Source organism: Roseibium sp. SCP14, from assembly GCF_040329475.1.
Lineage (GTDB): Bacteria > Pseudomonadota > Alphaproteobacteria > Rhizobiales > Stappiaceae > Roseibium.
The window spans coordinates 1,439,340-1,464,890 of record NZ_JBDZYH010000001.1; the positions used below are offsets into that span (position 1 = coordinate 1,439,340).

Consider the following 25,551-nt stretch of genomic DNA (forward strand, 5'->3'; position numbering starts at 1 on the left):
CAATCCAACGGATTGAACTTCAGCGTCTTTCGACCAGATTAGGGTTAGGGCCCACTTTTCATTTGGAGACCGCATGAACCGGCACGTGCTTGATCCTGCACCGCGCAGTTATGTCAACAACATCTACCTGCTTGCCAGGTCCAATCGGGGACCGGAATGTGCACCGGCGGAACAGAGCCTGGAAGACGTGCATGACTGGCTGCTGCATGACGCTACGCGTATCGACAATGTCATGCTGATGTTCGAGGAGTTCATGTGGCGCTGCAAGGCCGCAGACCTTGGCATCGATCGCTGCACGCTGCATGTCGGAACGCTGCACCCTCGGGTTGTCGGTTTTTCCTGGGTCTGGAACAGTCAGGACCAACTGTGCGACGAAATCGCGGCAGATGCCAACGCCCTCAACCAGGCCTCTTTCACCCGCAACCCGCTGTACAAGGTGATGAAGGAAGGCGAAACCATCAAAGCCGACCTGGAAAGCGAAGAGGGCAGGAATTCCGCACCGCTGATGGCAGAGCTCGCCGAGCAGGGGTACACGGCCTATGCCGCAATGCCGCTGAGCGCTTCCGGCGAGATGCGCAATGCCATGACCTTTGCCACGAAACGTCCGGGCGGTTTTCCAACCATGGACAAAAACCGGATCCGCTCCCTGATCGATCTGCTTGCATTGCATGTCGAACGTCACATCGTCCAGCGAATCGCACGAACCGTTGCCGATACCTATCTCGGTCCAATCGCCGGTCAGCGCGTTCTGGACGGCGAAATCAGACGCGGCGACGGCGAAGCCATCAAGGCGGTGGTGTTCATGTCGGACATGCGCGGTTTCACCCAGCTTGCTGACCGTTTGAGCGGTCCGGAAGTTACCGCCATCCTGAACGCCTATTTCGACCGCGTTTCCTCCGCCGTGTTGGAACATGGCGGAGATATCCTGAAATTCATGGGCGACGGTGTTCTTGCCGTCTTCGATCAACAGGCCCTTGGAGAAGCCGCCGCAGCCAATGCTGCCTTGAAGGCCTCCAGGGCCGCTCTTGCGGCGATCGACGACCTCAATGACGCACCACCTGATGGCTTGCCGGATCCAGCGTTCTGGCAACCGCTCAAGATCGGCATCGGCCTGCATCGCGGCGAGGTGTTTTTCGGAAATGTGGGCGGCGAGGAACGTCTGGACTTCACAGTTATCGGCCGGGCCGTGAACGAGACAAGCCGGGTGGAATCGCTCTGCAAGCCTCTTGGGCGTGAACTGCTTTTGACGGCACCTGTGCGAGAAGCCCTTTCGGGCGACTTGCAGACCAATCTCAATGCGATGGGCGATCACGCTTTACGCGGTGTCGGCAAACCCGTTGCCATCTTCGCGGCCTGAGCGCTGCTATCTTGGGAGTGTCTTCAAAGGGCGGGTTGGTCACCTGCCCTTTTTGCATTCAAGATCATACTCAAAAACGTCGATGCAATTTATTTTGTCAGAATCAGTTTGCCCTGTTTTGTGATCGACAGGCGGTAGGCCTCGTCATTGTGGATGATCTGAATCTGCCGCAGGCCTGAAAACAGTTCGCGAGAATCAAATTCGGTTTTCTGTTCCTTCGGCTTGCTGGCAAACGCCTGACGAACACGTCCAGCAGGTGCGAGGGAAAGGCGGCGCTTTTGGCTGTTGGCGGTGAGTGTCATACGCGCAATCGGTCCTTGGCCTTCAGTTTTGCGCTCCCGGGGAAAGGGCAAATGGGAGCGTCCAGTTAAGAACAATTAAAAGGTGAGTTTCTTACTCAACTTTATACTTGACACTCATACTCAAGTTTTTCTATCAAGGCAATGCCTGATCGAAACGGAACTGGAAATCGCGTCCTCTGGTTTTGGATTAGACAGGGCCTCCGGGAAACCGGAGGTAACAAATGCCAGGCAAGCCAACCGCCCTCTCCTCTCCCTCAGCGGCAAGCCAGCCCGGCCTTTAAGAAGACAAGTGCGCCCAACCGGATTTCAGAATCCAGGCAAAGAAAAAGGCGCCGACCAAATGGTGACGCCTTTCAAATTCTATCTAAAGTCCGGACTTTAAGCGTTCGCTGCGATCGGTGTCTCGGCTGCATCGATCTTCAACAGATCACGCATGCCGAACCGGTCCTCGGACAGGTCTGCAATCGACTTGGTGTCGAGCACGTCCATGAACGCTTCCAGAGCTTCATGCAAAATGCCGTTGAAGCCGCAGGACATGATCAGCGGACAATCCTTACGGCCGGAATCGAAACATTCGGCCAGAAGGAAACTTTCTTCAGCAGCCCGCACCACCTGACCGACAGAAATATCTTCCGCAGGCCGCGCGAGCATGACGCCACCGTTACGGCCACGAATGGTCTTGATCAGATCAGCGTCGACCAGAACCTTCATGATCTTGAACAGGTGCGTTTCGGACATTTCGAAGCTGGCAGCGATTTCCGCAACCTTGCTTGGTTTGTCCGGGTTCACCGCGCAATACATCAGCGCGCGAACCGCATAGTTTGTCTGTTGTGTCAAGCGCATGCCATAGATATGCGGTGCGCTGTCCCAAAGGTCAATCTAAAATTTGAATGTAGGACGCGACTTTTCGGCCCACCTGTCGATTTTCGACCCGTTCGGTACAAAACTTGATCTTGCCTCAAGTCAGCCATCGACTCGAAGCTGCTCCGGAGAAAGGCGGAACAATTCAATTGTTATTCAGCTCCGTCCGCATCGGTGGAAGGATCCGGCAGATTGTCCTTCAGAAAGACATCTATGCCAATTCGTTCCTGACCTTCTATTATCGGAACACCGTCGCAAAGAGCCTTGAGAACACGGATGGCACTGCGGACCTCATGACCCGGGTCCTGAGCGATCACCGCGTCCAGGACGTTCGCCTTGAGTGCCTCCCGTGTATAGGGCGTAAGTTCATGGCCGACAAAGACGATGTCGCCGGCCCGTTTGGAGCCGGTCAGCGCTGCAATCGTGCCCCTGTTTCCGGCGCCTATGTTGTAGAGCCCGGCCAGATCGGAATGGTCGTTCAGAAGTTTTTTCACCAGATCCGAATTGCGGGCGTTGTCATCCCTGCCTTCACGGACCTTCAGCAGCTCCAGATGCGGAAAATCCCGCTCGATCACCTCCCGGCAGCCGGCAAAGCGATCCGCGTGATCACGCAGTCCCAGCGAACCTGCGATGAGCCCGATCTTTGCCTCCTGCCTGGGCAGAAACCGGCCAAGCAAGCGACCAGCCGTACGACCTGCCGCGACATTGTCGATGCCGACGAAATGCTGACGTGTGGAAGATGGATGGTCGGAAACCAGCGTCACAACCGGAACGCCACGATCCTGCAACCGGTCTATCGCTGCCCGTACCTCCGGAAACGCAGGTGCGACGACCGCCACGCCGTCGCAAACCGAGCGATCCAGGATCGCCAGCGTTCCCGCCACCCTATGACCGTCGAACGCATCAATCGGCTCCACATGAACATGCATGCGATCGCCGCTCATGGTCTCGGCATGTGACATCGCCTCGCGGGTCAGGTCCTCCATGAAGGCATTCGGCCCGTTGGGAATGAGGAAGTGCAGTCTATAGACGCGTTTCTTGGCGAGACCGGCAGCAAACACATCCGGCTTGTAATTCAGGGTTTCGGCGGCCTTTTTCACCTTTTCGATGGTGACCTTGCGCACGCCCGGTCGTCCATTCATCACTCTATCGACTGTCGCCAGACTGACACCGGCTGCTTCAGCCACGTCATGGATCGTCACACGCCGCATGCGCTCCCCCGTCAAGGCCGGCTCTTGTCGCGGCCAGATCGGGAGCAGTATAGCGGTGAATGAGGTGCGGTCATCAAAAAATGTTGCAGCGCATAAAAATAACCCACCTAAGCGACGAACTGACTAGACGACCTGTCCTGCGGCATGCCCGGAAGACCAGGCCCACTGGAAGTTGAAACCGCCGAGATGGCCGGTCACATCCACAGCTTCACCGATGAAATAAAGACCCGGAACCTTGCTAGTCTCCAAGGTCTTGGATGACAGTTCCCTGGTGTCGACACCGCCAAGCGTCACTTCCGCTGTCCGGTAACCTTCCGTGCCGACCGGTGTCAATTGCCAGCGGTTGAGCTGTTCGGCTGCCCGGCGCAGCACCTTGTCCGATTGATCGGCCAGCCGCCCTTTCAGCTTGAAGGCTTGGGACAACGCTTCCACGAGCCGATTTGGCAGCAATTGACCAAGCGCCGTCTTCAGGTCCTGTTTCGGCGTTTCCTGCCGGGCTGAGCGCAGCGTTTCGAAGACATCAGCTTCAGGTACCAGATTGACCGAAATCGGCTTGCCTTCCTGCCAGTATGAGGAAATTTGCAGGATCGACGGCCCGGACAGACCGCGGTGGGTGAACAGCAATCCCTCCCGAAAGGTCGTTTTCTGAAAGGACACCTTGGCATCGACCGAAATACCGGAAAGCGAGCTGCATAATTCCTTGTTGGCATCCGAGAATGTCAGCGGCACAAGAGCGGCGCGCGGTGTGACAAGGCTCAGATCGAATTGCTTTGCCAGCTCATAGGCAAATCCGGTCGCCCCCATTTTCGGGATTGACGGTCCACCGGTTGCCACAACCAGTGATTTTGCCCGCAACGGTCCTTTCGACGTTGCCACTGAAAACCGATCGTCCGGTTTGCTGACGGCCATAACTTCCGTTTCGAGCTGCAATGTTCCACCCGCAGCTTCAAGTTCGGCAAGCAACATCTGAATGATGTCTTTGGCGCTTTCGTCACAAAAGAGCTGGCCGAGTGTTTTCTCATGCCAGGAAATGCGATGAGATTCCACGAGCTTCAGAAAGTCCTGCTGCGTGTAGCGCTTCAGCGCCGAAACGCAAAAGCGCGGGTTCTGCGACAGGAAGTTCGCCGGCGAGCAATGCAGATTGGTGAAATTGCAGCGCCCGCCGCCGGAAATGCGGATCTTGTCCGCAGGCCGTTTGGCATGGTCGATGACCAGCACCTTGCGGCCACGCTTTCCCGCTTCAATCGCACACATCAAACCGGCAGCCCCGCCGCCGAGTATCAGAACATCCAGATCACGCATGGGCGGGTTTATACAGGGATTCAGATTGCGAAACAGAGAAATTGTCCGCTGCGGACAATCTTTGCTACCAAATCACGACTGCCAACTTCCGGTAATTCTTTCACGGTATTCAAGTGTCAGAAGATAGAGCGTTTCCAGTCAGAGGTTCCAATGTCAGTTTCCGACGCCATTCCAAGTGATGTCTTTTCTGCAAAGTTGTCAATTGGCGCGTCTCTGGTCCTGGCTACGCACAATGCCAACAAGATAACGGCACTCAGGGAAGCACTACGAAATGTGCCTGTCGAAATCCTGACTGCGAAGGAGTTCGACTTGGAGAGCCCTGCAGAGACCGGATCAACAGTTCTTGAAAACGCCTTGATCAAGGCAAGAGTGGTCGCGCAGCAAAGCGGCCATCCGGCAATAAGCGATGATAGCGGTTTCTGCATTTCGGCTCTTGACGATCTACCTGGCGCTGCCGCTATCGATTGGGCGGGACCGAACGAAAACTACAATATTGCGATCGAGCGCATCGGCGAAATGCTCGCGGAAAGAAACATTGTGTCGAGCCCTGCCCGCTTTGTGACCTGCATCGCCCTCGCTCTTCCAGACGGCACCGCTATTGCAGAACAAGGCGCCACCGCCGGAAATCTCGTCTGGCCGCCACGTGGCGCCACAGAGGGATACCTTTCGGTTTTTGCTCTGTCAGGAGAAGCCGAGACGCTGGCAGTGAAAATGGCCGGGCAGAGCGCTGGTGAAACGCATCGAATTGCTGCCTACCGGCATAGACAACCCGCTACTCTTCGATTGATAGACCGAGTTCGATTCGAAGGTTAGGCTGGCTTCACCATCGAGATTTTGGTTGAGTTCTCGCCACGCTTTCCATCATTCCGGACAAGGGCAGCCATGCTGCGCGCCGATCCGGAATCCAGACATCGGCGTGGGCACAGCGAACTCTCTCTTTCATAGGAAGGCCGCCGCGCTTTCAGCGCGAACTACATCTGGATACCCGTTCGGACCGGGCACAGGTTCCGGATCGGCGTTCGGCTTACGCCTCACTGGTCCGGAACGACGAGGACGAGCGCCCAAAAAAACCGGCGGCTCTTTCGAACCGCCGGTTTCTTTGGAAATTTCTTCTTGAGAAGAAGAAACTTACTTCATTTCGGTGATGACTTCGAAGCCGTCGGAGCCGACTTCGAACAGGGCGTAGGTGCCCGGAACGTCGCCCTTGGCGTCGAAGTTATGCTCGCCTGCCGCACCCTTGTAGTCGATGGCGGTGCCAGCTGCGATCAGCTCTTTCGCCTTCTTCCACTCGCCCGGACGGATCGGCTCACCGTCACCGTTGGAGACTTCCATCATGGCAGCCGCAACGTCTTCTTTCTTGCCACCAGCCTTTTCAACTGCCAGAGCCAGCAGGAAGGCAGCGTCGTAGGAAGTGTTGGCGAAGATCGCATCCGGGTCACCGCCAACGCCCTTGAAGGCATCGTTGAACAGGGTGAGGGATTCGGATTTCGCACCAACCGGAGACGAAGCAACGAAGCCGCTGAGGTTTTCAGCGCCGAGTTCGTTGATCACTGCGTCGGACTTCATGCCGTCGCCGCCAACAAACTTCTCGAAGAAGCCGTTCTCCAGAGCCTGACGCAGGATGGTGAGGCCGGTGCCGTCGCCATAGTCGAAGATGACCAGCGTGTCGGCGCCGCCCTTGGCCAGCTCAGCCAGGTTCGAACGATAGGAAGCCTTGCCTTCTTCATGCGCTGCGAACTGGGTGATTTCACCACCGAGTTCGTCGACATACTCAGCCTTGAACGCATTCGCCAGACCGGTGCCGTAATCGTTGTTGAGGTAAGCGACCGCAACCTTGCCGTAGCCCTGGTCCTTCATGGTACGAGCCAGCGCGCGGCCCTGGTAGTCATCAGAGGGAACGGTGCGGAACACGGTACCCTTGTCTTCCAGGTTGGAGATTTCCGGGGACGTGCCGGACGGCGTGATCAGCGTGATGCCTGCCGGAATGGTCACAGAACCGGCAGCGGCCAGAACAGCGCCGGAGCAATGCGGGCCAACAACGCCGACAACACCTTCGATGTTCACAGCCTTGGTTGCCGCATCGGTACCGCCTTGCGGGTTACAGGCACTGTCGCCCACAACGCCGACCAGGTTCTCACCCGCGCCGATACCGCCTTGCTCGTTGACCTGCTGAACAGCCAGCTGAGCAGCGTCGATCATGGCAGGTGCCATTGCTGCGATCGGGCCGGAGACACCACCGAGCAGACCGATTTTGACGTCGGCATTGGCCGGAACGGATGCCAGTGCAGTCGCAGTCATCAAACCGGCAGCAAGCGCAAACAATTTGGTTTTCATCAAAGTACCTCCTCAATTATCCGGTCTTTGCCGGGTCTTTTGGATTTTCGGCTCCCACACTCATAGGTTAAGTGAGGGCCCCGGGGAACGGGCCTTTTAGTGGTCCGCACCGGATTTTGTCTGCCGCTGGTCTCCCCGAAGAGGTTCAGGGAGCAGTCCCTCGGGCCTGAACCGCAGAACAAGCTGCAACATCAGGCCGATAAGGAACAAGCGGATGTATTTTGCCTGAACCGCATATTCATGCGGAAGCCGGTCAGTTGCAATCTCTGAAACAGACCAAATGATCCAAACGACAGCAGCACCCAGTATCGCGCCACGGTTGTTACCCGATCCTCCCAGGATGAGCATGATCCAGACAAGGAACGTTGCCACCATCGGGTCGATAGCCTCAGGCGTGATCGAGCGATTGAAGTGGGCGAACAGCGCGCCGCTCAGGCCCATCAGGGCAGAGCCGAAGATGAACGCTTCAAGGCGACGGAACTCGACGTCCTTGCCCATCGCGTTTGCAGCGTTCTCGTTGTCGCGGATGGCCCGCATCATCCGGCCCCAGGGCGCATTGAACTGCCGCTCGACCAGAACGTAAGCGGCAATCAGTACCGCCAGCACGATGATCAGGTAGGCGATCTGCGATTCCATGTAGCCGAGTTCACCAGCCGGACGCGGAATACGAGAGATGCCGCGGGCCGCGTTGGTGAGTGCCGGTTCGGACTTGATCACCAGACGGATAATCTCGGCAATGCCGATGGATGCGATCGCCAGGTAGTCGGATCGGAACCGAAGACAGATCTTGCCGATGGGCCAGGCGACGAGAGCCGCCGCCAGCATTGCACCGATCCAGCCGATGACGAAATGAAGCTCGAAGCCGCCGATACGTCCTTCCACGGCCGGCGATGACAGGATCGCGGAGGTGTAGGCACCTACCGCGAAAAAGCCTGCAATACCTGCGTTGAAGAGACCGGCAAAGCCCCATTGAATGTTGAGCCCCAGCGCCAGCAGCGCATAAATGCCGATGAAGATCGCCATGAAGAGGGCGTAGTTGACGAGACCAAGGAATTCCATCTTGCTCTCCCCTTAAAGAACCTTGCCCTTGAGCAACCCTGTCGGTCGCACAAGCAGCATGAACAGCAGAATGGCAAAAGCCATGGCGGCCTTGTATTCGCTTGGGAGCACAAGGACCGAAAGTTCTTCGGCAACACCAACGATCAGACCACCGAGCACGGCACCTTCGACGCGACCGACACCGCCCAGGATCGCCGCGGCGAACATCGGCAACAGCATGTGCCAGCCCATCATGGACTTCAGCTCGGTATTGTAACCCAGGAAGAACCCGGAGGCCGCGCAAAGTCCGCCGGCAATAATCCAGGTCAGCATCACAACCTTCTTGTTGTCGATGCCGGACAGCAGAGCCAGATTCGGATTGTCGGACATGGCGCGCATGGCCTTGCCCCACTTGGACCTGGTGAGGAACAATTGCAGCCCGCCGACCAGAACGATCATGGCAAAGATCGTATAGAGTTCACGGTCACGGATCCGGATGCCGAAATAGTCTTCGGGCCGGACGATGCCGCGCGAATAGGTCTGCGTGTCCACGCCCCAGACCACCTGAACCACGGCACGAACCATCAGCGCGATACCAAGCGACGCCATGACGGTGACGATCTTGGGCCGCTCCCGCAAGTGGTTGTAGAAGACCTTGTCGATGCCGACCGCCACCGCCGCCGTTGCAAGGATTGCGATCGGCAGGGCTATCAGCGGTGAAAAGCCAAGACTGGTGACTACGGCCAGCGCGATAAAGGCTCCAAGCGTTGCCAGATCGCCATGGGCCAGATGAGCATAGCGCAGGATCGCAAAGATCAAGGTGATGCCGACGGCACCGAAAGCGTAGATGGAGCCGAGCACGATGCCCGGCACGACGTAGAAATTTATCAGATCGAGGAAGTCCATACCGATCAGCCCCCCAGAAACATTTCGGCGACTTCACGGTCGGCCAGCAATTCGGCCCCGGTGCCTTCATGACGATTTTTGCCGGCAGCAAGCACGTATCCCCTGTCGGCGAAGGCGAGCGCCTGCTTGGCATGCTGCTCCACCAGCAGGATGGCGACACCGGTATCGCGCACATCCCGGCAGATCTGGAAGATCTGTTCCATGTATTTCGGCGACAGGCCCGCTGTCGGCTCGTCCAGCAACAGCAGCTTGGGATCAAGCATCAGCGCACGCCCCATGGCAACCATCTGGCGCTGACCGCCCGAGAGGCTGCCCGCCATTGTCTTGCGCCGCTCCTTCAGATCGGGGAACAGGGTATAGATCCGGTCATAAGCGGCAGAAAGGTCACCTTTTTTCAGGAAACCGCCCATCTCCAGATTTTCGTGGATCGACATTTCACGGAAGATATTGTCGACCTGCGGCACGTAGCAGATGCCGCGTTGAACGATGCGGTTCGGGGCCCAGCCGGTAATGTCGTCACCATCGAACAGCATCTTGCCGCCGCGGATGGTCAAGAGACCGAAGACGGATTTCATGGCAGTGGACTTGCCGGCGCCGTTCGGGCCGACAATCACGACAATCTCGTCCTGATCCACATGCATGGAGACATCCTGAAGAATGTCCGCCTCGCCGTAACCGCCGGTGAGATTGTCCATGGACAGGAGTGCACTCATGCCGCATCTCCCGTGGTTTCACCGAGATAGGCTTCCAGCACTTGCGGATTGGAGCGGACCGTCTGGAAATCGCCTTCGATCAAAACTTTGCCTTCCGCCATGCAAACGACCGGATCGCAAAGCTTTTCAATCATTTCCATGTCGTGTTCGATCAGAATGAACGTATAGCCACGCTCCTTGTTCAGGATCTCGATCTTGGTTTCCAGCTTGCGCAACAACGTCCGGTTGACGCCCGCGGCCGGTTCATCAAGCAATACGAGCTTGGCATCGGTCATCATCGTCCGGCCAAGCTCCAGAAGCTTCTTCTGTCCACCGGAGAGGTTCCCGGCCCGTTCATGGGCCACGTGTGTCAGTTCCAAAAACTCGAGCGTCTCGTAAGCTTTTTTCTCAACGTCGCTTTCAGCGGACTTGACCTTGCCCCAGGCGAACCAGTTGGCAAGCAAGCTTTCACCGGGTTGAGACGGCGGTACCATCATCAGGTTTTCCAACGCCGTCAGCTTGTGAAATTCATGAGGGATCTGAAAAGTACGCACCAGGCCTTTGTGAAACAGCTGGTGACTGGCAAGACTGGTGACGTCTTCGCCCATAAATCGGATCTTGCCGCTGGTTGGATGTAAAGCCCCGGCAATCAGATTAAAAAGTGTGGTTTTTCCAGCCCCGTTGGGCCCAATCAGCCCGGTGATACTGTTTTCTTCGACGCGGAACGAGCAGCCATTTACTGCCCTGAACCCGCTAAAATCCATAACGAGCTGATCAAGCTCCAGCATTCAAGCTCCTTGCCGCTCCCCACAGCGGTCTTTCTTTTTTCCTTTGGCCGCAGCTTACCCGTTTGCCGAGATTGTCAGAGCGGACGCAAAATGGCCCGAACCGGCGCAGCATCTAGCCCTTCTAACTTCATTGGCAGCGCAATCAACTCATAATCACCCGGTTCCACCGCAGAAAGGGCAAGATTTTCCAGAATCCGGAGATCCCGGGAACGGGCGATCCCATGACTAGGTAGTTTTTCGGAGTTTTCACGATCCACAGACGGTACATCTACCCCCACCAATTTGACACCGCGATCCGCCAGAAGCGACATTGCCTCGGGTGACACTGCCCGGAAACCTTCAGGCCAGACAACGGGATCAATCTCCTCTTCAAGCCGAAGCAACACTCTCGGCGGACAGTTCTCCAGAAACCGCTCCAACTCCCTTGGTGAACATGCATCTTCCTGGCCGCGGGCATCAATCACCCGGGCCGGACCGACAAAGTCCGCGAGATCAAGCTGATCAATGGACGCCCCGTGTCTGTCATAATGCAGGGGAGCGTCGGCATGCGCGCCACAATGGCAGGACATCGAGAACTCACCGACATTGACAGGACAATCATCGGAAATCTCGCAAGTACTTGCTGCCTTGTAGGGTGCATCTCCCGGGTAAACGGCGATACCGGCACGCACCGGAGGTGTGATGTCGATAATCTTTGTCATGCCGCTTGCCCCCAAGAACACCGGAACGGAGAGGATTAGCAAATCACGGCACGGCTGCAAAAGCAAAGCAGAACAGCTCCCCGCCAGCCACACGGCACCTTATAAGTATTTTTTACAATAAACATTCGAACACTCCCCAATTTTCCGACCAATCAGGAAATAAATCAGTTCACCTTCAAGCTTCCTTTAATAGCTGTGTTGAAAATACCAAGTTCATGGATACAATTACAGCTATTGATCCGGCAAAACATCTGCGTAATCACGCCACCACACAACTAATTTCATTCATACCTCAATCACAAGACGATTTTGGAGAAGCAACTGTCAGATAATCCAAATATTTCAATGGCATTTGAAAGAGATGAAATTCCGCGTTCCATAAGCAATGCCAAAGGCGCAATCGATCTGAACCTTGTCATCTCCGTCTATGATCGACTGGATACGGCCGTCTGGATTTTCGACTTCGATCACAAGCGATTTCTATGGGCTAACAGGAAAACACTCGAAATTACCGACGCCTCTTCTCTGCAAGAGCTACAATCGCGTGACCTGTCCGCCGACATGTCGCCTTCAGTTGAAAAGCGGCTGCGCCAGTATCAGCAGGACTTTTGCAAACAAGACGTGAGTTTTTCGGAGATCTGGACGCTTTATCCGAAGGGCAAGCCGAAAGTGCTGCAGATCGTGATGAGCGGCATCCGCCTCACAGATGGCCGCATGGCGCTGTTATGCGAGGCGCGCGATCATCACGAACAGGAGCCCGAAACGCTTCGCAGCGCGGAGGCTCTCCTGCACACAGCGGTGATGATTTCCCTGTTTTCCAAGGACGGCAAACCGCTCTACCGGAACACGGCAGCACGCGCAGCCTGCGGTTCGCAGGAACTTCACTTTGCGAAACAGTTTTCCGACCCGAACGTAGGTCAAAAACTGCTCGATCGGGTGGAGCGTGAACGGACTTCAAGAACCGTTGCGCAGATGACAACAAATTCCGGTGCACGTTGGCATGAATTGACGATCAGCACCTGCCACGATGCGGTCACCGGGCAACCGGCCTATCTCGTCAGCGAAATCGACGTTACCGAGCTCCATGAAACAAAAGAGCGCGCGCAGTATCTGGCAAGCCACGACACCCTAACCGGGTTGTCGAACCGAACCTATCTCAAGGAGCGCCTTACCCAGATCATGAACACTGCCCTCGACCGAGGGCAATCGGCGACGCTCTATCTCGTAGATCTGGACGATTTCAAACTGGTCAACGACACCCTCGGGCATGCCGCTGGCGACATGCTGCTTCAGCTCGTTGCCGGCAAGCTCAAGGACCTGTCAAGTTCCGGCGACGTGGTTGCACGGTTGGGCGGTGATGAATTTCTGATCTGTCATCTCGAAAAGGAAGGCGCCGCCAGCCCGGATTGGTTCGGCCAGTCGCTCCTGCAGGCATTCACGAGCCCTCAGATCATCGATGGCAAATCGAAGTATGTCGGTCTCAGCATCGGTTATGCTCACTATCCGGATGACGGGGTCAGGATTGACCAGCTGATGCGGCACGCGGACCTGGCACTGTACCGGGCCAAGTCGAATACCAAGACCAAATGCGTTCGTTACCATGACCGGATGAAACAGCTGCGTGAGGAACACCTTGCCATCAGGAAAGACCTCGAGCAGGCCATCCGGGAATACGAATTCGTTCTCTATTACCAGCCTATCGCCTTTACCGGAAACGACAGGGTCGTGTCTGCCGAGGCACTCCTCAGATGGCAACACCCCGAACGAGGCCTCGTGCGCCCGGATCAGTTCGTCCCGATTGCCGAGGAAACGGGGCTGATAAACGACATCGGCTCCTGGGTCAGTCTGCAGGTCGCGCATATGCAAGCCCGCCTGCAACGGCAGAAGCTTGATGTCTCATTGTCGCTCAACGTTTCGCCGAGACAACTTTCCGACCCGCAGTTTGTGCCTCTCATGCAGTCACTGCCACAGGAAACCGGGTGTGACCCAAGCAGGATTTCCCTCGAGATCACGGAAACCGTCCTGCTGGGAGACATACCTAATGCCAAGGAAATCTTGTCGCTGTTGAAGGAAACCGGGTACCGGATCGTCATCGACGATTTCGGGACCGGCTATTCCAACCTTGCCTATCTGCACAACTATCCAATCGACGGCATCAAGATCGACCGGATGTTCATGGAAGATGTCACATCGGGTGGTGAAATCGTCCAACTGATCCTGTCTCTGGCCACAGCACTCGGCGCCGACGTGATTGCTGAAGGCGTTGAAACCATCGAGCAACGTTCGTGGCTCTCCCGGCACGGCTGTACCCAGTACCAGGGGTATCTCTATTCCAGACCGGTTTCCGAGGAGCGGTTCCTCTCGATGCTGAAAACGCAGGTGGAAATCGCCGCTATGTGACCTTTGCGCGGGTCTTGAACTCCGGACGGTTCCAACTTTCCGTATCAAGAATATCGGCAAGTATCGCAACCGCATCCACAATGTCCTGATGTGACAGGTAAAGCGGCGTAAAGCCGAAACGCATCACGTCGGGAGCGCGGAAATCGCCGATCACGCCACGTGCGATCAATGCCTGCATCGCCGCGTATCCTTGCTCAAACCGGAACGACACCTGGCTGCCACGCTGGTTCGGATCGCGGGGGCTTGCCAGTGTCAATTGCGGACATCTGGCTTCGACTTCCGAAATGAACAGCTCGCTCAGGGAAATCGACTTCCGGCGAATGTCGGCCATGTCGACGTCCTCAAAGACATCGAGCGCCGCGTGCAGGCTGGACAGGGCAAGGATTGCAGGAGTGCCGACCGTCATTCTGTTGACACCGTGAACCGGTCGGTAATCGAGGTCGAAGGCAAAAGGTGCTTCGTGTCCCATCCATCCGGTGAGCGGAGAAGTCACCTTGTCCTGATGTGCTTCGGCGACATAAAGAAAAGCTGGCGCACCCGGTCCACCATTCAGGTACTTGTAGCCGCAACCAACGGCAAAATCGGCATTTGCTCCGGCAAGATCCACCTCGATGGCACCGGCGGAATGAGCAAGATCCCAGATGGCAAGCGCGCCAGCCTCGTGCGCCTTGCGGGTCAACTCTTCCATGTTGTGAACGCGTCCGGTCCGGTAATCGACCTGGGTCAGCATCATTACCGCAACCTGGTCATCAATCGCATCTTCGACGTCTTCCGGAGCAACGATCTTCAACTCGTGCCCCCGTCCCAACAGCTCCTTGAGACCCGAGGCGACATAGAGATCAGTCGGGAAGTTACCGTTATCGGACAAAATGACCTTGCGCTCCGGACGCAGGGAAAGCGCTGCAGAGAGGACCTTGAAGACGTTGACAGAAGTGCTGTCGCAAGCGACGACCGTTCCACTAGGTGCACCGATCAACCGGCCAATCCGGTCTCCGGTCCGCCCCGGCAGGTCGATCCAGCTGTGCGTGTTCCATGCCCGGATAAGGCTGATCCCCCACTCCTGCGTGACAACTTCGGCGATGCGATCCGGCACATGCGCAGGCAAAACGCCAAGCGAGTTGCCATCCAGATAAATGATGCCCTCGGGTAATTGAAACGCGGCCTTCTTTTCGGCAAGGACATCATTCAGGTCGGACGGATGTTGCACGGTCATTGGAAACTCTTATGCCGGATAGGGAATTCTGAAAGGAGGCCGCACGCTATCAAAGGGCCCTGCGTCAAACAACCTCTTCCAGGTTGCCCTCTGCCTTTCCCGCGGAAGTTTTGAAAAGGTCCGCATCGATCCCTGCATGTCGCAAATGACACAAAATTGCTCGTTTGAGCACCGGAATGCGATACGCAAACCGGTAGCTTGATCAGCACGCGGCAATAGCGCCGGTACAGTTGAGACAAGCGGTCCAGATCAGATGTTCATCAGCGTCTTCGATATCTTCAAAATCGGCATCGGCCCTTCCAGCTCCCATACCGTCGGCCCCATGGTGGCCGTCCACAGGTATCTGGACCGGCTGCGCGGTCTTGCCGGAGCGGAAAAACAGGCAACGCGCCTGACGGTCACGCTGCATGGCTCGCTTGCCTTTACCGGCAAGGGCCATGCAACCGACAAGGCAGTCTGTCTGGGTCTGCTCGGCGCGAAACCGGATACACTCGACCCGGATCGTGTCGAGGCGATGCTCGACGGATTGCGGCAATCCGGAACACTCAAGATACCCGGCCTGCCCGAACTTCAGTTCGACCCGGAGATGGATGTCATTTTCGACTACGGGCCAGCTCTGCCGCTTCACGCCAATGGTATGACCTTCCATCTTCTGGACTCGGCAGGCGCTATCATCGACACATTCGTCTACTATTCGATCGGTGGCGGTTTCGTGGTCAGCGAAGCCGAGCTGCGCAAAACGACAAACGAGCCCGTCAACGAACTTGCGATCCAGCAGGTCCCCTACCCGTTCGCATCGGCAAAACAGATGCTGGAGATGGGTGAGGAGGCAGAGCTTTCCATCGCCGAAATGAAGCTTTGCAACGAATGTTGCGCCAAGCCTCAGGAAGAGGTTGAAGCAGGCATCGACACGCTTTGGTCCGCCATGGACTCCTGCATTAACCGCGGCATCTCGCAGACGGGCATTCTTCCAGGCGGCTTGAAGGTGAAACGGCGGGCGGCCGAAATCTACCAGAAACTGATCCGCGAAGGACGCAGCAATCCGCTATTCGAGCACACGGTTGTCGACTGGCTTGGCGTCTATGCCATGGCTGTGAATGAGGAAAATGCTGCCGGTGGGCGTGTTGTCACGGCTCCCACCAATGGGGCGGCAGGCGTCATCCCGGCCGTTACCCGATACTATCTTGACCACTGTCCCGGCGCGGATCAGACCGGCATCAGAACGTTTCTGCTCACTGCCGCAGCTGTCGGTGGCATCATCAAGGCCAATGCCTCCATCTCTGGCGCGGAAGTCGGCTGTCAGGGTGAAGTCGGCTCCGCTTCGGCGATGGCTGCCGCAGGTCTTTGCGCCGCGCTCGGCGGCACCAATGAACAGATCGAAAATGCCGCGGAAATCGCTCTGGAACATCACCTCGGCATGACCTGTGACCCGATCGCGGGACTGGTTCAGGTCCCTTGCATCGAGCGCAATGCGCTCGGTGCGGTCAAGGCGGTGACCGCTGCTTCTCTCGCCCTTCGTGGCGACGGCTCACATTTCGTGCCTCTGGACGGCTGCATTGAAACCATGCGGCAGACCGGCATGGACATGATGGAGCAATACAAGGAGACTTCGAAGGGCGGCCTCGCGGTGAACATTGTCGAATGCTAAAGGCCTGAGAAACCGTCTCTTTCGCCGTCAGAACTTGCCGCAACGTTAAATTAACGCAATAGTTGTCCCCGACCATTGACTGAACTGTCTCTTGCACGAAGTCTGGGAGGGCACGCATGGAATTTCTTCAATGGCTGGCGTCGCAATCGGCGCTGGTATTTCTCTTTGTTGCTGTTGCTTTAGGTTATTTTGCGGGCAAACTTAAAATCGGAAACTTTGTGCTCGGCGGCATCGCGGGAACGCTGATTGTCGGCGTCATTCTCGGTCAGGTAGGTGTCACCATCGACACCGCCGTCAAGGATGTCTTCTTCGCCCTGTTCATTTACGCGGTCGGTTATCAGGGCGGACCGCAATTCTTTCATGCGCTTTCCCTCAAATCCCTGAACCAGCTGCTGTCGGCAGGCGTCATGTGTGTTCTCGGACTGCTGACGGTTCTGGCATTTGCATGGGGTTTTGACCTCGACCGCGGCACGGCGGCCGGTCTGGCTGCCGGCGGTCTTACACAATCCGCAATCATCGGAACCGCTGGTGAAACCATCCAGAAGCTGAATGTTTCGAGCGATCTGAAGTCGGTGATGGAAACCAATATCGCCGTTGGTTACGCGGTCTGTTACATCTTCGGTTCCATCGGCCCTATCATCATGGTCACCTGGTTTTTCCCGACTGTGATGCGATGGGATATTCGCAAGGAAGCCATCAAGCTCGCTGAAAAGATGTCCGGAGGCACCGCCACTCTGGAGCCGGGCCAATTCAATGCGGCACAACGGATCGACACCCGTTTCTTCGAGTTGAAGGCGGACAGTGAGTGGATCGGTCAGGCAATCTCGAAACTGGACGCGGCCTTTGACAACCTTGCCGTTGAGGCCGTTCTGCGATCCGGTCAGGAAGTCGACGTCAACGGCAGTGACGCTCTCAAGGCCGGAGATGTTGTCGCGCTCACAGGACTGGTCAGTGCACTGGACGTCCAACCAACCTGTTGGGGCACCGAAACTCAGGCGCCGACAGGTTACCGGCTTGTCCTTGAAAACAGGGACATCGTTCTTACAAACCCCGATTATGCAGGCAACAAGCTGCAGGGCATTCACGATCACACGAAGTCGAATGCCTTGCGCGACGTCTTCGTCACGGGCGTCCGCCGTATGGGGCGTGACCTGCCGCTGTTACCGGATCTTGAAGTTCACAAGGGTGACGAATTGCAACTGACTGGTAGCTCGCGTGATCTGAACCAGGTTCAAAAGGCCATCGGTTATCCGATCAGCGCCGCAGCCGTGACGGACTTTATCTTCTTCGGCATCGGCATGACGCTCGGCCTGCTGCTGGGCCTTATCGAGTTCAAGATCGGCGGTGTTCCGGTTACGGTCGGAAGTGGCGGAGGCTGCCTGCTTTCCGGTCTGCTCTTCGGCTGGCTGCGCAGCACGCACCCCAGATATGCCGCGTTGCCGACGGGTGCGGTCAACTTCCTTCGCGATTTCGGCCTTGCCGTCTTTGTTGGTGTCGTCGGTATCAGCGCCGGCCCTCAGGTGCTCACCACCCTTCAGGAACAAGGTCTCAGCCTGTTCCTGTTCGGCATCGGCGTGACGCTCATTCCGCAGGTGATCGGGTTCTTCTTTTCCTTTTACGTCCTGCGCATCCGGAACCCGATCGAGGCCCTTGCCTGCGTGGCTGGCGGCAGGAGTGCAAATCCAGCTTTCGCCGCACTTCTGGGCAAGGCTGGCAACGCCACACCGGTCGTCACCTTCACGGTGACTTACGCGGTGGCAAACGTATTGCTTACTTTGTGGGGCCCGCTGATCGTCGGTCTCGTTTCAACCAATCCGGCACAATGATTTTTTAGGAGATCTCAAATGAGCAAGACTGATTATTCGGATTTTGAAGATCTGAGCCCGTTTGAATTGAAAGACAAACTCATTGAAATCGCGGCTTCCTCGGCTGATCGATTGATGCTCAATGCCGGGCGCGGCAACCCCAACTTCCTTGCGACCCAGCCCCGACGTGCGTTTCTGAGGCTCGGGGACTTTGCCGTTGAAGAGGCAGAGCGGTCCTATTCCTATCTCGACAGCGGTTTTGGCGGTTTGCCGGAAAAGGATGGCATGCTGCTCCGTTTCGAGGACTTTCTGCACCGTCACGAAGACCGGGAAGGCACGACATTTTTGAAAGCGACCCTTTCCTATGCCAAGAACCATCTGGGTGTTCACCGGCATGATCTCATTCACGAGATGGTTCAAGGGTTCCTGGGCTGCAACTATCCTGTCCCGCCCCGCATGCTGGTGAACTCGGAAAAGATCGTCTGGGCATATCTGCGTAAGGAAATGTTCGGCAACGAGCCGCCGAACGGACCTTTTTCCATCTTCGCCACAGAAGGTGGCACGGCAGCCATGACCTATATTTTCCAGACGCTGAAGTTCAACGGTCTGGTGAAGGAGGGTGACAAGGTTGCGCTCGGCACGCCAATCTTTTCCCCTTATCTGGAGATCCCACCACTGCCGGAGTACGACATGCCCGTTGTCGACATCCGCATGGAGGAAGGCGCCGACTGGCAATTCAGCGATGCGGAACTGGCCAAACTGGAAGACCCGACGATCAAGGTTTTCTGCATCGTCAATCCGAGCAACCCGCCCTCGGCAAAGCTATCCCCGGACGACCTGGAGCGGGTCGCGAAATTCATCAACGAAAAACGCCCGGATCTGTTTGTCGTCACCGACGATGTCTACGGAACATTTGCGGACGATTTCGTATCGCTGTTTGCCAAGTGTCCGCGTAACACGCTGTGTGTCTATTCCTTCTCCAAGTATTTCGGTGCGACAGGTTGGCGGCTTGGTGTCATTGCGCTGCATGAGGACAATGTCTTTGACGAAGCTCTGGCTGCCCTGCCTGAAAGTGCCAAGCTGGGTCTGGACAAACGCTATTCCTCGCTGACCACCACACCCCGCGATATCCGGTTTATCGACCGGCTGGTGGCAGACAGCCGTGCCGTCGCCCTCAACCATACAGCTGGCGCGTCAACACCGCAGCAGATCCAGATGATGCTGTTTGCGATGTCGGGCCTCCTCGACCATGACGACCGTTACAAGGATGCTGCCAAGGGACTGATCCGCAGACGGTTCAACACGCTTGAACTGAATATGGGCGTCAAACCGCACCGGGAGCCGAACGACGTCAACTACTATACGCTGATCAATCTTCAGCATCTGAGTGGTCGCCTCTACGGCGACGAATTTGCGGACTGGTTTGTCGCCAACAAGAAGGGCTACGACTTCCTGTTCCGGTTGGCGGAGGAGACCAGTGTCGTGCTCCTGCCTGGAAAAGGCTTCGAGGTGGTCGATGCGTCGGCGCGCGTATCCCTCGCCAATCTCACCGAAGCCGAATATGCAGAGATCGGCGCATTCGCCCGTCAGGTTATCTCCGAGTATCACGACGAGTATTCCGGGAAGCAGAAATGACGCCCTCCACAGAAGGGCAATGTCTGACCATGGCCAAATGAAAGAAAACACGCTGAACCGGTGACGTCGGTTTGGCGTATCCTGTGGCACTGGGCTTCAATCGTATCTGGCAGGGATCCAGGCAGAATACCGTGAGCGGACCACTCGTGGGCCCTAAGCCCAAAGTCGGCGCCGGGTGTGTCGGTTCGCGTACATGTGACGCACAGCTACCGGGACGGCAGACACGAGCGCTCTGCGATGTTTGCGCTAAGACGAAACGGGTATTCTTGTTCAACAATTCGGCCGCAAATGCCCTTTGAACTGACCGGAGGCGAGCGGCCACAACCCGAGACCAAAGTGGAGAGTCTCTCATGGGCGTCTTCGTCACCCCGCTGTTCGCAAGCCTGCTTGCACTTCTTTACATGGTCCTGACCGTGCGCGTCATCAAAGCACGGGGGACGGAACATATCGGCCTGGGCGACCAGGGCAATGAACGGCTGCTCCGCCGTATGCGCGCCCACAGCAACTGTGCCGAGTATGTGCCCTTCGCTCTGCTTCTGATTCTGATGCTGGAATTGATGGGCGCCGCCGGATGGCTGCTTTACGGCCTCGGCTTCACGCTTCTGATTGGCCGGGTTGGCCACGCCTACGGCTTCAGCCGCGAACCCGAAATCGGCAATCTGCGCGTTGCGGGAATGATCCTGACTTTCGGCGTGATTGGTGTGGCGGCGCTCGCCAATCTGCTCCTGGCCATGGACGGAGCAGTTGCCGGAACACCCGTCAACTGATCAGATCTGCTGCAGCCGGGTCTTGTGAGCGTGAGCAATGTGCAGGCGCGCCGAAGCCTCAGCCCTTTCGCAGTCTCCATCTGCAATTGCCTGAACAATCGCCGCGTGTTCCTCCACTGCTGTCTCCCGTCGTTCAGGCGTATCCAGTGTCGTGCCGGCCATCAGGATAAGCGACAGGCGCAAGTGATCGATCTGGTCGACGAGATAACGGTTGTGGGAGGCCAGGCAAAGCCGCCGGTGGAATTCACGGTTGGACCGGACCAGACTGTCCTTGTCTTCAATGCGCTTTCGGTCGGCTTCCACCAGATCCTGCAGGATCTCGACTTCCGGCTTCGAGGCATGTTTGGCGGCAAGACCCGCAGCGGTTCCTTCCAGCACTTCACGCATGAAGTAGACTTCGTTGATCTGGCCGTGATCGAGCGTCGGAACGACCATGCCGCGATTGGGCTCATGGACCGCCAGGCCTTGCGCTTCCAACCGCTTCAGGCCCTCGCGGATCGGCGTTCTTGAAACTCCGAATTCCTCCGCCAGGTCGGCCTCGCGCAGGCGGTCGCCGGGTTTCAACACCCGTTCTTCGATCAGGCCAATCAGCCGGTGGTAGATTTCAGATCCATTCATAGGATCTGGTTAGCGGGTAGAAAGGGTTCGTGCAAGGTCAACGACTTCCAGGCACTCACGCAAAAAAGAAATGCGGAGGACGGTAGCCCGTCCTCCGCCGTCGGTTAGCCGACAAGCTTCACATCGCTGAATGCAAGACCGTCAGCTCCCGGTCCGGCCTCAATGACGCGATTCACCGTCCAGGACGAGGTATCGATTTCGACAACAAGCCCACTGTTCTGGGCTCCGGCGAACAGGTAGTTGCCGTCAGGCGAAAACAGCAGAGATGCCGGTCCCTTGGCGCCGTGGGACGCCAGGTCGATCTCCTGGTGAGGTTCTCGGGTCTCACGATCATAGATAACGATACGGTCCCCTCTCAGGTCCGCGACGGCCACATATCTGGCATCCGGATGGAACTGCACCCGAATGGGCAGGAACCCGGCATCTATCTCGTCAACGCGTGTCATTGTTTGCGGATCGTAAACGATGATGTTCTGCGACTGGTTGTTGGCTACCCAGAGCTCTTTGCCGTCGGGGCTGATATCAACGCCCTCCGGACCTCGGTCGGTGTCGACATTGTGGGTGATTTGCATCGTCTGGACATCCACGACCGAAACCTTGTCCGAGCCGCGGCTGGTTACATAGGCAGTCTGTGCGTCCGGTGAGAGCGCCAGCAAATGAGACCCGATCAGGTTGGTGGCAACGTTACCGGCAACCTCACCTTTTTCGATATCGACCTTGATCACGTCCCGGGTTTCTTCCGTCGTGACGATCACTTCATTGCTGTCGCCCAGCCAGGCGATGCCATGCGGCGCCATGTAAGGAGAGATATCAATCGTCTGCATATGTTTGGCACTTGCGACATCGAACAGGTTGAGCTCCTGACCGATATAGCCTTCCTCCAGATATGACACGACAACCACCTGCGAACCGTCAGGTGACAGGACCATTTCGTGCGGTGAGCCACCGGTTTCGACCCGGTCTATTTCCTTGCCTGTGTCGAGATCGACGAAACTGACTGTCCCGGCAAACTTGTTGCCGACAATCAGTGTTGCCGCGTGGGCGGAAATCGCGGTTCCCGCAACAAGGCAAAGAGCAGATGTAGTGGAAACGAGGTACCTTTTGACGGACATGACTGTACTCCTCCAAGTCTTTTCAAAAAAGAAGCGAGTTCAACCTTGCCAAATCCACAAATAAAACCCTCTTCTTGCAAAGATAGATATCAATATTTACTCGTTTTATACACTTAACTCTTTTTAATATTTACTTTGAAATTTTATTTCATGGAAAATTTTGTTTGTTAAATAAAAATACTTCCCATTAATGCTTTGGTTTTGGAAATTTCAAATATTGTCAAAAATGCAGGCGAAAGAAAAAGCGGGCATTGCAGCCCGCTTTCCATGTCATCGTCGTAGCCTGTCAGCCGCCGTGATCAAATTCCTGGCTGATAAACCCTGCCACCTATCGTCGGCGCGCTCACCCCGGTTGTTTCCGGAAACGTCGTCGGCAATCCAGCCTTGAGGCGAGCTCCCAGAAAGGCCATGGCCTGGGCTTCCAAGGCATCACCGTCAATCTTGAAGTCGTCAGCCGATTGCACAGTTCCGGTCAGCCGATCTGCCAGGGCTTGCATCAGAACCGGGTTGAGCCGGCCACCACCGCAGACCAGCCACAGCTTCGGCATCCTCGGCAACAAGGCTTCCGCCTTCCCTATTGCCTCCGCCGTGAATGCCAGCAAGGTCGCCGCGCCGTCTTCCAGATTGAGACCTTCGGCAAAATCGCCGGAGAAACTGTAGCGGTCGAGGGATTTCGGGCCGACCTCCGACAGAAAGGGATGTTTCAGGGCTTCGGCCAATCGATCTTCATGCACCTTGCCCGCGGCTGAAATCGATCCGCCCTTGTCATAATCCCCCGCCCCGTGCCGGCGGATCCAATCGTCCAGCAGCGCATTGCCCGGCCCGATATCGAAGGCCAGAAGGTCGTCGCCCTCAATGTAGGTCAGGTTGGAAACGCCACCTATGTTCAAAAAGCAAAGTGGTTCCCGGCCCTCGCCCAAAAGCGTCTTCGCAAGCGCCTGGTGATAGACAGGCACAAGCGGTGCACCTTCTCCGCCCGCAGCCATATCCGCAAGTCGAACATCACCAACAACAGGCAGGTTCAGTTCATTCGCCAGAGCTTGCGGATCGCCTAGCTGGACAGTCTCACCGGATTTGGGGTCGTGCCAGACCGTCTGACCATGAAAGACCACCGCATCCGGCTGCAGATCATGTTTCTTTAGAAACGCACTGATCGCCGCCGCATGATCCGCCGTGACGTCGTTTGCAATCCCTGGCCACGTCTCGCGATGCTCGCCCTTTTTTCCTGCCGCCTCCAGAACACGCTGTTTTGTCAGCGGGCTGTACTGTGCTGTCTCTGCCGGACCGAACCGGGTAACGGTGCGGCCATCGGTGACGACCTCCGCCAGGTCGATACCATCAGCGGAGGTTCCGCTGATGGTGCCGACGATGGACCAGTCGGTCACAGACCGTCCGCCACCGCCTTGAGGCTGGCTTCGGCGATGTCGAACATCTCGTTGATCTGAGCTTCACTGATGATCAGCGGCGGGCAGAAGGCCAGAGCATCCAGCATGTTGCGTGAGATGAGACCGTTTTCCAGGAAAGCGGCATTGGTTTTCGCACCCAGCGCCCCCGGCTTTTCCGAAAATGCCTCATGCGCCAATTCCGCCGCTCCGATCAGGCCGATGCCCCGGGTCTCGATGACCAGGGGATTTTCCGCTAGTCCGGAAAGGCGCCGCTGGAAAGTTGGCGCAATTTCTTTCACGTGTCCGATCAGGTCGCGTTCCTCGATGATCTTCAGGTTCTCCAATGCGACGGCAGAGGCAACCGGGTGACCGCTTCCCGTGTAGCCGTGTCCCAGCACACCGATCCGATGGCTTTCATCGGCAATCGGCTGGTAGACATCGTCGTTGATCAACAACGCGGAGATCGGCTGGTAGGAGGAAGAAAGCGCCTTTGACAGCGTCATGATATCAGGCTGGAGATTGTAGGTCTCGGTACCGAACATGTTGCCTGTCCGGCCAAATCCGCAGATGACCTCATCCGCCACGAACAGGATGCCGTATTTCTTCAGGACCGGCTGGACCGCCTCCCAGTAACCTTCGGGCGGAACCACGACGCCACCTGCACCCATGACAGGCTCGGCAAAGAAAGCGGCAATGGTTTCCGGCCCTTCAGCCAGGATCATGTCCTCCAGGTCCTGAGCGCAACGTTTGGCAAAATCGGCCTCGCTCTCGCCGTCCTTCTTCATGGTGCGATAATGCGGACACGTTGTGTGAAGGATTTGCGGAAGCGGCAGGTCGAAGGACCGGTGATTGTTCGGCAAGCCGGTAAGACTTGCAGAGGCCAGGGTCACACCATGATATCCACGCACGCGCGAGATGATCTTCTTGCGTTCCGGCTGCCCCAAAGAGTTGGACCGATACCAGATCAACTTGATGGCCGTATCGTTGGCTTCTGAGCCGGAGTTGGTGAAATAGACCTTCGACATGGGCACGGGCGCCATCTCGATCAGCTTCTCCGCAAGCTCGATAGAGGGGCCGTGACTCTTGTAGGTGAAGGTATGATAGTAGGGCAGCTTTTCCAGCTGGCGGGTTGCTGCATCAACAAGCCGCTTCTCACCAAAGCCTACCGCAACGCTCCAAAGGCCGGCCATGCCCTCGATATAGCGTTTGCCGTTCACGTCCTCGACATAGATACCTTCGCCCTTGTCGATCACCAGGGCGCCGGTTTCTTCCTGTACACGCGCATCGGCATAGGAGTGAAGTTGAAAAGCGGTATCGCGGGCTTCAAGAGAATTCGGCAACTGCGCCATGAAACGCCTCATCAGAGATAAACACGTGAAAGGATGACGCCGGAGTGCGACTCATGAGCGTCCAACCGGCATCTCTCAAGCTAGACCCGGAACCGCGGAAGTACAATCGAGATTTGCGAAATTGAGC

General features: G+C 56.7%; 22 protein-coding genes. 7 read left to right on the forward strand and 15 right to left on the reverse strand.

Features of this window, described 5'->3' with window-relative positions; all coding sequences use genetic code 11:
- The first annotated feature begins 73 nt into the window (after window positions 1–73).
- A complete protein-coding gene (locus ABLQ08_RS06605; protein ID WP_352940323.1) occupies window positions 74–1,357 on the forward strand; it encodes an adenylate/guanylate cyclase domain-containing protein in 1,284 nt (427 codons plus the stop codon).
- A gap of 89 nt (window positions 1,358–1,446) precedes the next feature.
- Here the strand turns inward: ABLQ08_RS06605 and hemP are convergent, their stop codons facing one another.
- The 4 genes from hemP to ABLQ08_RS06625 form a co-directional block, all read right to left on the reverse strand.
- On the reverse strand, window positions 1,447–1,659 hold the full coding sequence (gene hemP, locus ABLQ08_RS06610) for a hemin uptake protein HemP (protein WP_352940324.1): 213 nt from the start codon (window positions 1,657–1,659) through the stop codon (window positions 1,447–1,449).
- A gap of 378 nt (window positions 1,660–2,037) precedes the next feature.
- Window positions 2,038–2,502 carry an iron-responsive transcriptional regulator RirA gene (rirA, locus tag ABLQ08_RS06615; RefSeq protein ID WP_352940325.1) on the reverse strand — a complete coding sequence of 155 codons (465 nt, stop codon included), beginning with the start codon at window positions 2,500–2,502 and terminating at the stop codon, window positions 2,038–2,040.
- A 170-nt stretch (window positions 2,503–2,672) separates the two neighbouring features.
- On the reverse strand, window positions 2,673–3,731 hold the full coding sequence (locus ABLQ08_RS06620) for a LacI family DNA-binding transcriptional regulator (RefSeq protein ID WP_352940326.1): 1,059 nt from the start codon (window positions 3,729–3,731) through the stop codon (window positions 2,673–2,675).
- A 123-nt stretch (window positions 3,732–3,854) separates the two neighbouring features.
- Window positions 3,855–5,033, reverse strand: a complete 1,179-nt coding sequence (locus ABLQ08_RS06625) for an NAD(P)/FAD-dependent oxidoreductase (RefSeq protein WP_352940327.1) — start codon at window positions 5,031–5,033, stop codon at window positions 3,855–3,857.
- 150 nt (window positions 5,034–5,183) lie between these two features.
- On the opposite strand from ABLQ08_RS06625, the gene ABLQ08_RS06630 reads away from it, so the two are divergent.
- Window positions 5,184–5,846, forward strand: coding sequence for a non-canonical purine NTP pyrophosphatase (locus ABLQ08_RS06630; protein WP_352940328.1), 663 nt, complete (start codon window positions 5,184–5,186; stop codon window positions 5,844–5,846).
- 315 nt (window positions 5,847–6,161) lie between these two features.
- On the opposite strand, the gene ABLQ08_RS06635 is transcribed toward ABLQ08_RS06630, so the two are convergent.
- The 6 genes from ABLQ08_RS06635 to kynB all read right to left on the reverse strand — a co-directional run bounded on the left by ABLQ08_RS06635 (window position 6,162) and on the right by kynB (window position 11,492).
- Window positions 6,162–7,367, reverse strand: coding sequence for an ABC transporter substrate-binding protein (locus tag ABLQ08_RS06635; protein WP_352940329.1), 1,206 nt, complete (start codon window positions 7,365–7,367; stop codon window positions 6,162–6,164).
- 96 nt (window positions 7,368–7,463) lie between these two features.
- Complete coding sequence (locus ABLQ08_RS06640; protein WP_352940330.1) at window positions 7,464–8,426, reverse strand: branched-chain amino acid ABC transporter permease; 963 nt, start codon at window positions 8,424–8,426, stop codon at window positions 7,464–7,466.
- A gap of 12 nt (window positions 8,427–8,438) precedes the next feature.
- On the reverse strand, window positions 8,439–9,311 hold the full coding sequence (locus ABLQ08_RS06645) for a branched-chain amino acid ABC transporter permease (protein WP_352940331.1): 873 nt from the start codon (window positions 9,309–9,311) through the stop codon (window positions 8,439–8,441).
- 5 nt (window positions 9,312–9,316) lie between these two features.
- Window positions 9,317–10,024 (reverse strand): ABC transporter ATP-binding protein, encoded by a 708-nt coding sequence (locus ABLQ08_RS06650; RefSeq protein ID WP_352940332.1) that lies wholly within the window; start codon window positions 10,022–10,024, stop codon window positions 9,317–9,319.
- On the reverse strand, window positions 10,021–10,791 hold the full coding sequence (locus tag ABLQ08_RS06655; protein ID WP_352940333.1) for an ABC transporter ATP-binding protein: 771 nt from the start codon (window positions 10,789–10,791) through the stop codon (window positions 10,021–10,023). The genes ABLQ08_RS06650 and ABLQ08_RS06655 overlap by 4 nt, the downstream gene beginning before the upstream one ends.
- A gap of 74 nt (window positions 10,792–10,865) precedes the next feature.
- Window positions 10,866–11,492: an arylformamidase gene (kynB, locus tag ABLQ08_RS06660; protein ID WP_352940334.1), complete on the reverse strand. Its 627-nt coding sequence runs from the start codon at window positions 11,490–11,492 to the stop codon at window positions 10,866–10,868.
- A gap of 345 nt (window positions 11,493–11,837) precedes the next feature.
- On the opposite strand from kynB, the gene ABLQ08_RS06665 reads away from it, so the two are divergent.
- Window positions 11,838–13,892, forward strand: a complete 2,055-nt coding sequence (locus ABLQ08_RS06665; protein ID WP_352940335.1) for a putative bifunctional diguanylate cyclase/phosphodiesterase — start codon at window positions 11,838–11,840, stop codon at window positions 13,890–13,892.
- Here the strand turns inward: ABLQ08_RS06665 and kynU are convergent.
- A complete protein-coding gene (gene kynU / locus ABLQ08_RS06670) occupies window positions 13,885–15,105 on the reverse strand; it encodes a kynureninase (protein ID WP_352940336.1) in 1,221 nt (406 codons plus the stop codon). The genes ABLQ08_RS06665 and kynU overlap by 8 nt on opposite strands.
- Window positions 15,106–15,358: 253 nt before the next feature.
- Between kynU and ABLQ08_RS06675 the strand changes: the two genes are divergently transcribed.
- From ABLQ08_RS06675 to ABLQ08_RS06690, 4 genes are all read left to right on the forward strand, one after another.
- Window positions 15,359–16,753: an L-serine ammonia-lyase gene (locus ABLQ08_RS06675; RefSeq protein ID WP_352940337.1), complete on the forward strand. Its 1,395-nt coding sequence runs from the start codon at window positions 15,359–15,361 to the stop codon at window positions 16,751–16,753.
- 116 nt (window positions 16,754–16,869) lie between these two features.
- Entirely contained in the window at window positions 16,870–18,579 is a 1,710-nt protein-coding gene (gene aspT, locus ABLQ08_RS06680; RefSeq protein ID WP_352940338.1) for an aspartate-alanine antiporter, read from the forward strand.
- Between the two features lie 18 nt (window positions 18,580–18,597).
- Window positions 18,598–20,193 (forward strand): bifunctional aspartate transaminase/aspartate 4-decarboxylase, encoded by a 1,596-nt coding sequence (locus tag ABLQ08_RS06685; protein WP_352940339.1) that lies wholly within the window; start codon window positions 18,598–18,600, stop codon window positions 20,191–20,193.
- Between the two features lie 350 nt (window positions 20,194–20,543).
- The gene (locus ABLQ08_RS06690) at window positions 20,544–20,960 is read left to right on the forward strand and encodes an MAPEG family protein (protein ID WP_352940340.1); all 417 of its coding nucleotides are present in this window, start codon (window positions 20,544–20,546) and stop codon (window positions 20,958–20,960) included.
- Here the strand turns inward: ABLQ08_RS06690 and ABLQ08_RS06695 are convergent, their stop codons facing one another.
- The 4 genes from ABLQ08_RS06695 to ABLQ08_RS06710 all read right to left on the reverse strand — a co-directional run bounded on the left by ABLQ08_RS06695 (window position 20,961) and on the right by ABLQ08_RS06710 (window position 25,424).
- On the reverse strand, window positions 20,961–21,578 hold the full coding sequence (locus ABLQ08_RS06695; protein WP_352940341.1) for a GntR family transcriptional regulator: 618 nt from the start codon (window positions 21,576–21,578) through the stop codon (window positions 20,961–20,963).
- Window positions 21,579–21,682: 104 nt separating this feature from the next.
- The gene (locus tag ABLQ08_RS06700) at window positions 21,683–22,690 is read right to left on the reverse strand and encodes a YncE family protein (RefSeq protein WP_352940342.1); all 1,008 of its coding nucleotides are present in this window, start codon (window positions 22,688–22,690) and stop codon (window positions 21,683–21,685) included.
- Window positions 22,691–22,989: 299 nt separating this feature from the next.
- Window positions 22,990–24,075: an anhydro-N-acetylmuramic acid kinase gene (locus tag ABLQ08_RS06705; RefSeq protein WP_352940343.1), complete on the reverse strand. Its 1,086-nt coding sequence runs from the start codon at window positions 24,073–24,075 to the stop codon at window positions 22,990–22,992.
- A complete protein-coding gene (locus ABLQ08_RS06710) occupies window positions 24,072–25,424 on the reverse strand; it encodes an aspartate aminotransferase family protein (RefSeq protein ID WP_352940344.1) in 1,353 nt (450 codons plus the stop codon). Before ABLQ08_RS06710 ends, ABLQ08_RS06705 begins: the two co-directional genes overlap by 4 nt.
- Window positions 25,425–25,551 lie beyond the last annotated feature (127 nt).

Bases quoted from the DNA above. Each gene is read 5' to 3' on its own strand.
- ABLQ08_RS06695 (WP_352940341.1), bottom strand. From the start codon at position 21,578: ATGAATGGATCTGAAATCTACCACCGGCTGATTGGCCTGATCGAAGAA.
- ABLQ08_RS06655 (WP_352940333.1), bottom strand. From the start codon at position 10,791: ATGCTGGAGCTTGATCAGCTCGTTATGGATTTTAGCGGGTTCAGGGCA.
- kynU (WP_352940336.1), bottom strand. From the start codon at position 15,105: ATGACCGTGCAACATCCGTCCGACCTGAATGATGTCCTTGCCGAAAAG.
- ABLQ08_RS06650 (WP_352940332.1), bottom strand. From the start codon at position 10,024: ATGAGTGCACTCCTGTCCATGGACAATCTCACCGGCGGTTACGGCGAG.
- aspT (WP_352940338.1), top strand. From the start codon at position 16,870: ATGGAATTTCTTCAATGGCTGGCGTCGCAATCGGCGCTGGTATTTCTC.
- ABLQ08_RS06635 (WP_352940329.1), bottom strand. From the start codon at position 7,367: ATGAAAACCAAATTGTTTGCGCTTGCTGCCGGTTTGATGACTGCGACT.
- ABLQ08_RS06690 (WP_352940340.1), top strand. From the start codon at position 20,544: ATGGGCGTCTTCGTCACCCCGCTGTTCGCAAGCCTGCTTGCACTTCTT.
- kynB (WP_352940334.1), bottom strand. From the start codon at position 11,492: ATGACAAAGATTATCGACATCACACCTCCGGTGCGTGCCGGTATCGCC.
- ABLQ08_RS06710 (WP_352940344.1), bottom strand. From the start codon at position 25,424: ATGGCGCAGTTGCCGAATTCTCTTGAAGCCCGCGATACCGCTTTTCAA.
- ABLQ08_RS06700 (WP_352940342.1), bottom strand. From the start codon at position 22,690: ATGTCCGTCAAAAGGTACCTCGTTTCCACTACATCTGCTCTTTGCCTT.
- rirA (WP_352940325.1), bottom strand. From the start codon at position 2,502: ATGCGCTTGACACAACAGACAAACTATGCGGTTCGCGCGCTGATGTAT.
- ABLQ08_RS06675 (WP_352940337.1), top strand. From the start codon at position 15,359: ATGTTCATCAGCGTCTTCGATATCTTCAAAATCGGCATCGGCCCTTCC.
- ABLQ08_RS06630 (WP_352940328.1), top strand. From the start codon at position 5,184: ATGTCAGTTTCCGACGCCATTCCAAGTGATGTCTTTTCTGCAAAGTTG.
- ABLQ08_RS06645 (WP_352940331.1), bottom strand. From the start codon at position 9,311: ATGGACTTCCTCGATCTGATAAATTTCTACGTCGTGCCGGGCATCGTG.
- ABLQ08_RS06640 (WP_352940330.1), bottom strand. From the start codon at position 8,426: ATGGAATTCCTTGGTCTCGTCAACTACGCCCTCTTCATGGCGATCTTC.
- ABLQ08_RS06605 (WP_352940323.1), top strand. From the start codon at position 74: ATGAACCGGCACGTGCTTGATCCTGCACCGCGCAGTTATGTCAACAAC.
- ABLQ08_RS06625 (WP_352940327.1), bottom strand. From the start codon at position 5,033: ATGCGTGATCTGGATGTTCTGATACTCGGCGGCGGGGCTGCCGGTTTG.
- ABLQ08_RS06620 (WP_352940326.1), bottom strand. From the start codon at position 3,731: ATGCGGCGTGTGACGATCCATGACGTGGCTGAAGCAGCCGGTGTCAGT.
- ABLQ08_RS06665 (WP_352940335.1), top strand. From the start codon at position 11,838: ATGGCATTTGAAAGAGATGAAATTCCGCGTTCCATAAGCAATGCCAAA.
- ABLQ08_RS06685 (WP_352940339.1), top strand. From the start codon at position 18,598: ATGAGCAAGACTGATTATTCGGATTTTGAAGATCTGAGCCCGTTTGAA.
- hemP (WP_352940324.1), bottom strand. From the start codon at position 1,659: ATGACACTCACCGCCAACAGCCAAAAGCGCCGCCTTTCCCTCGCACCT.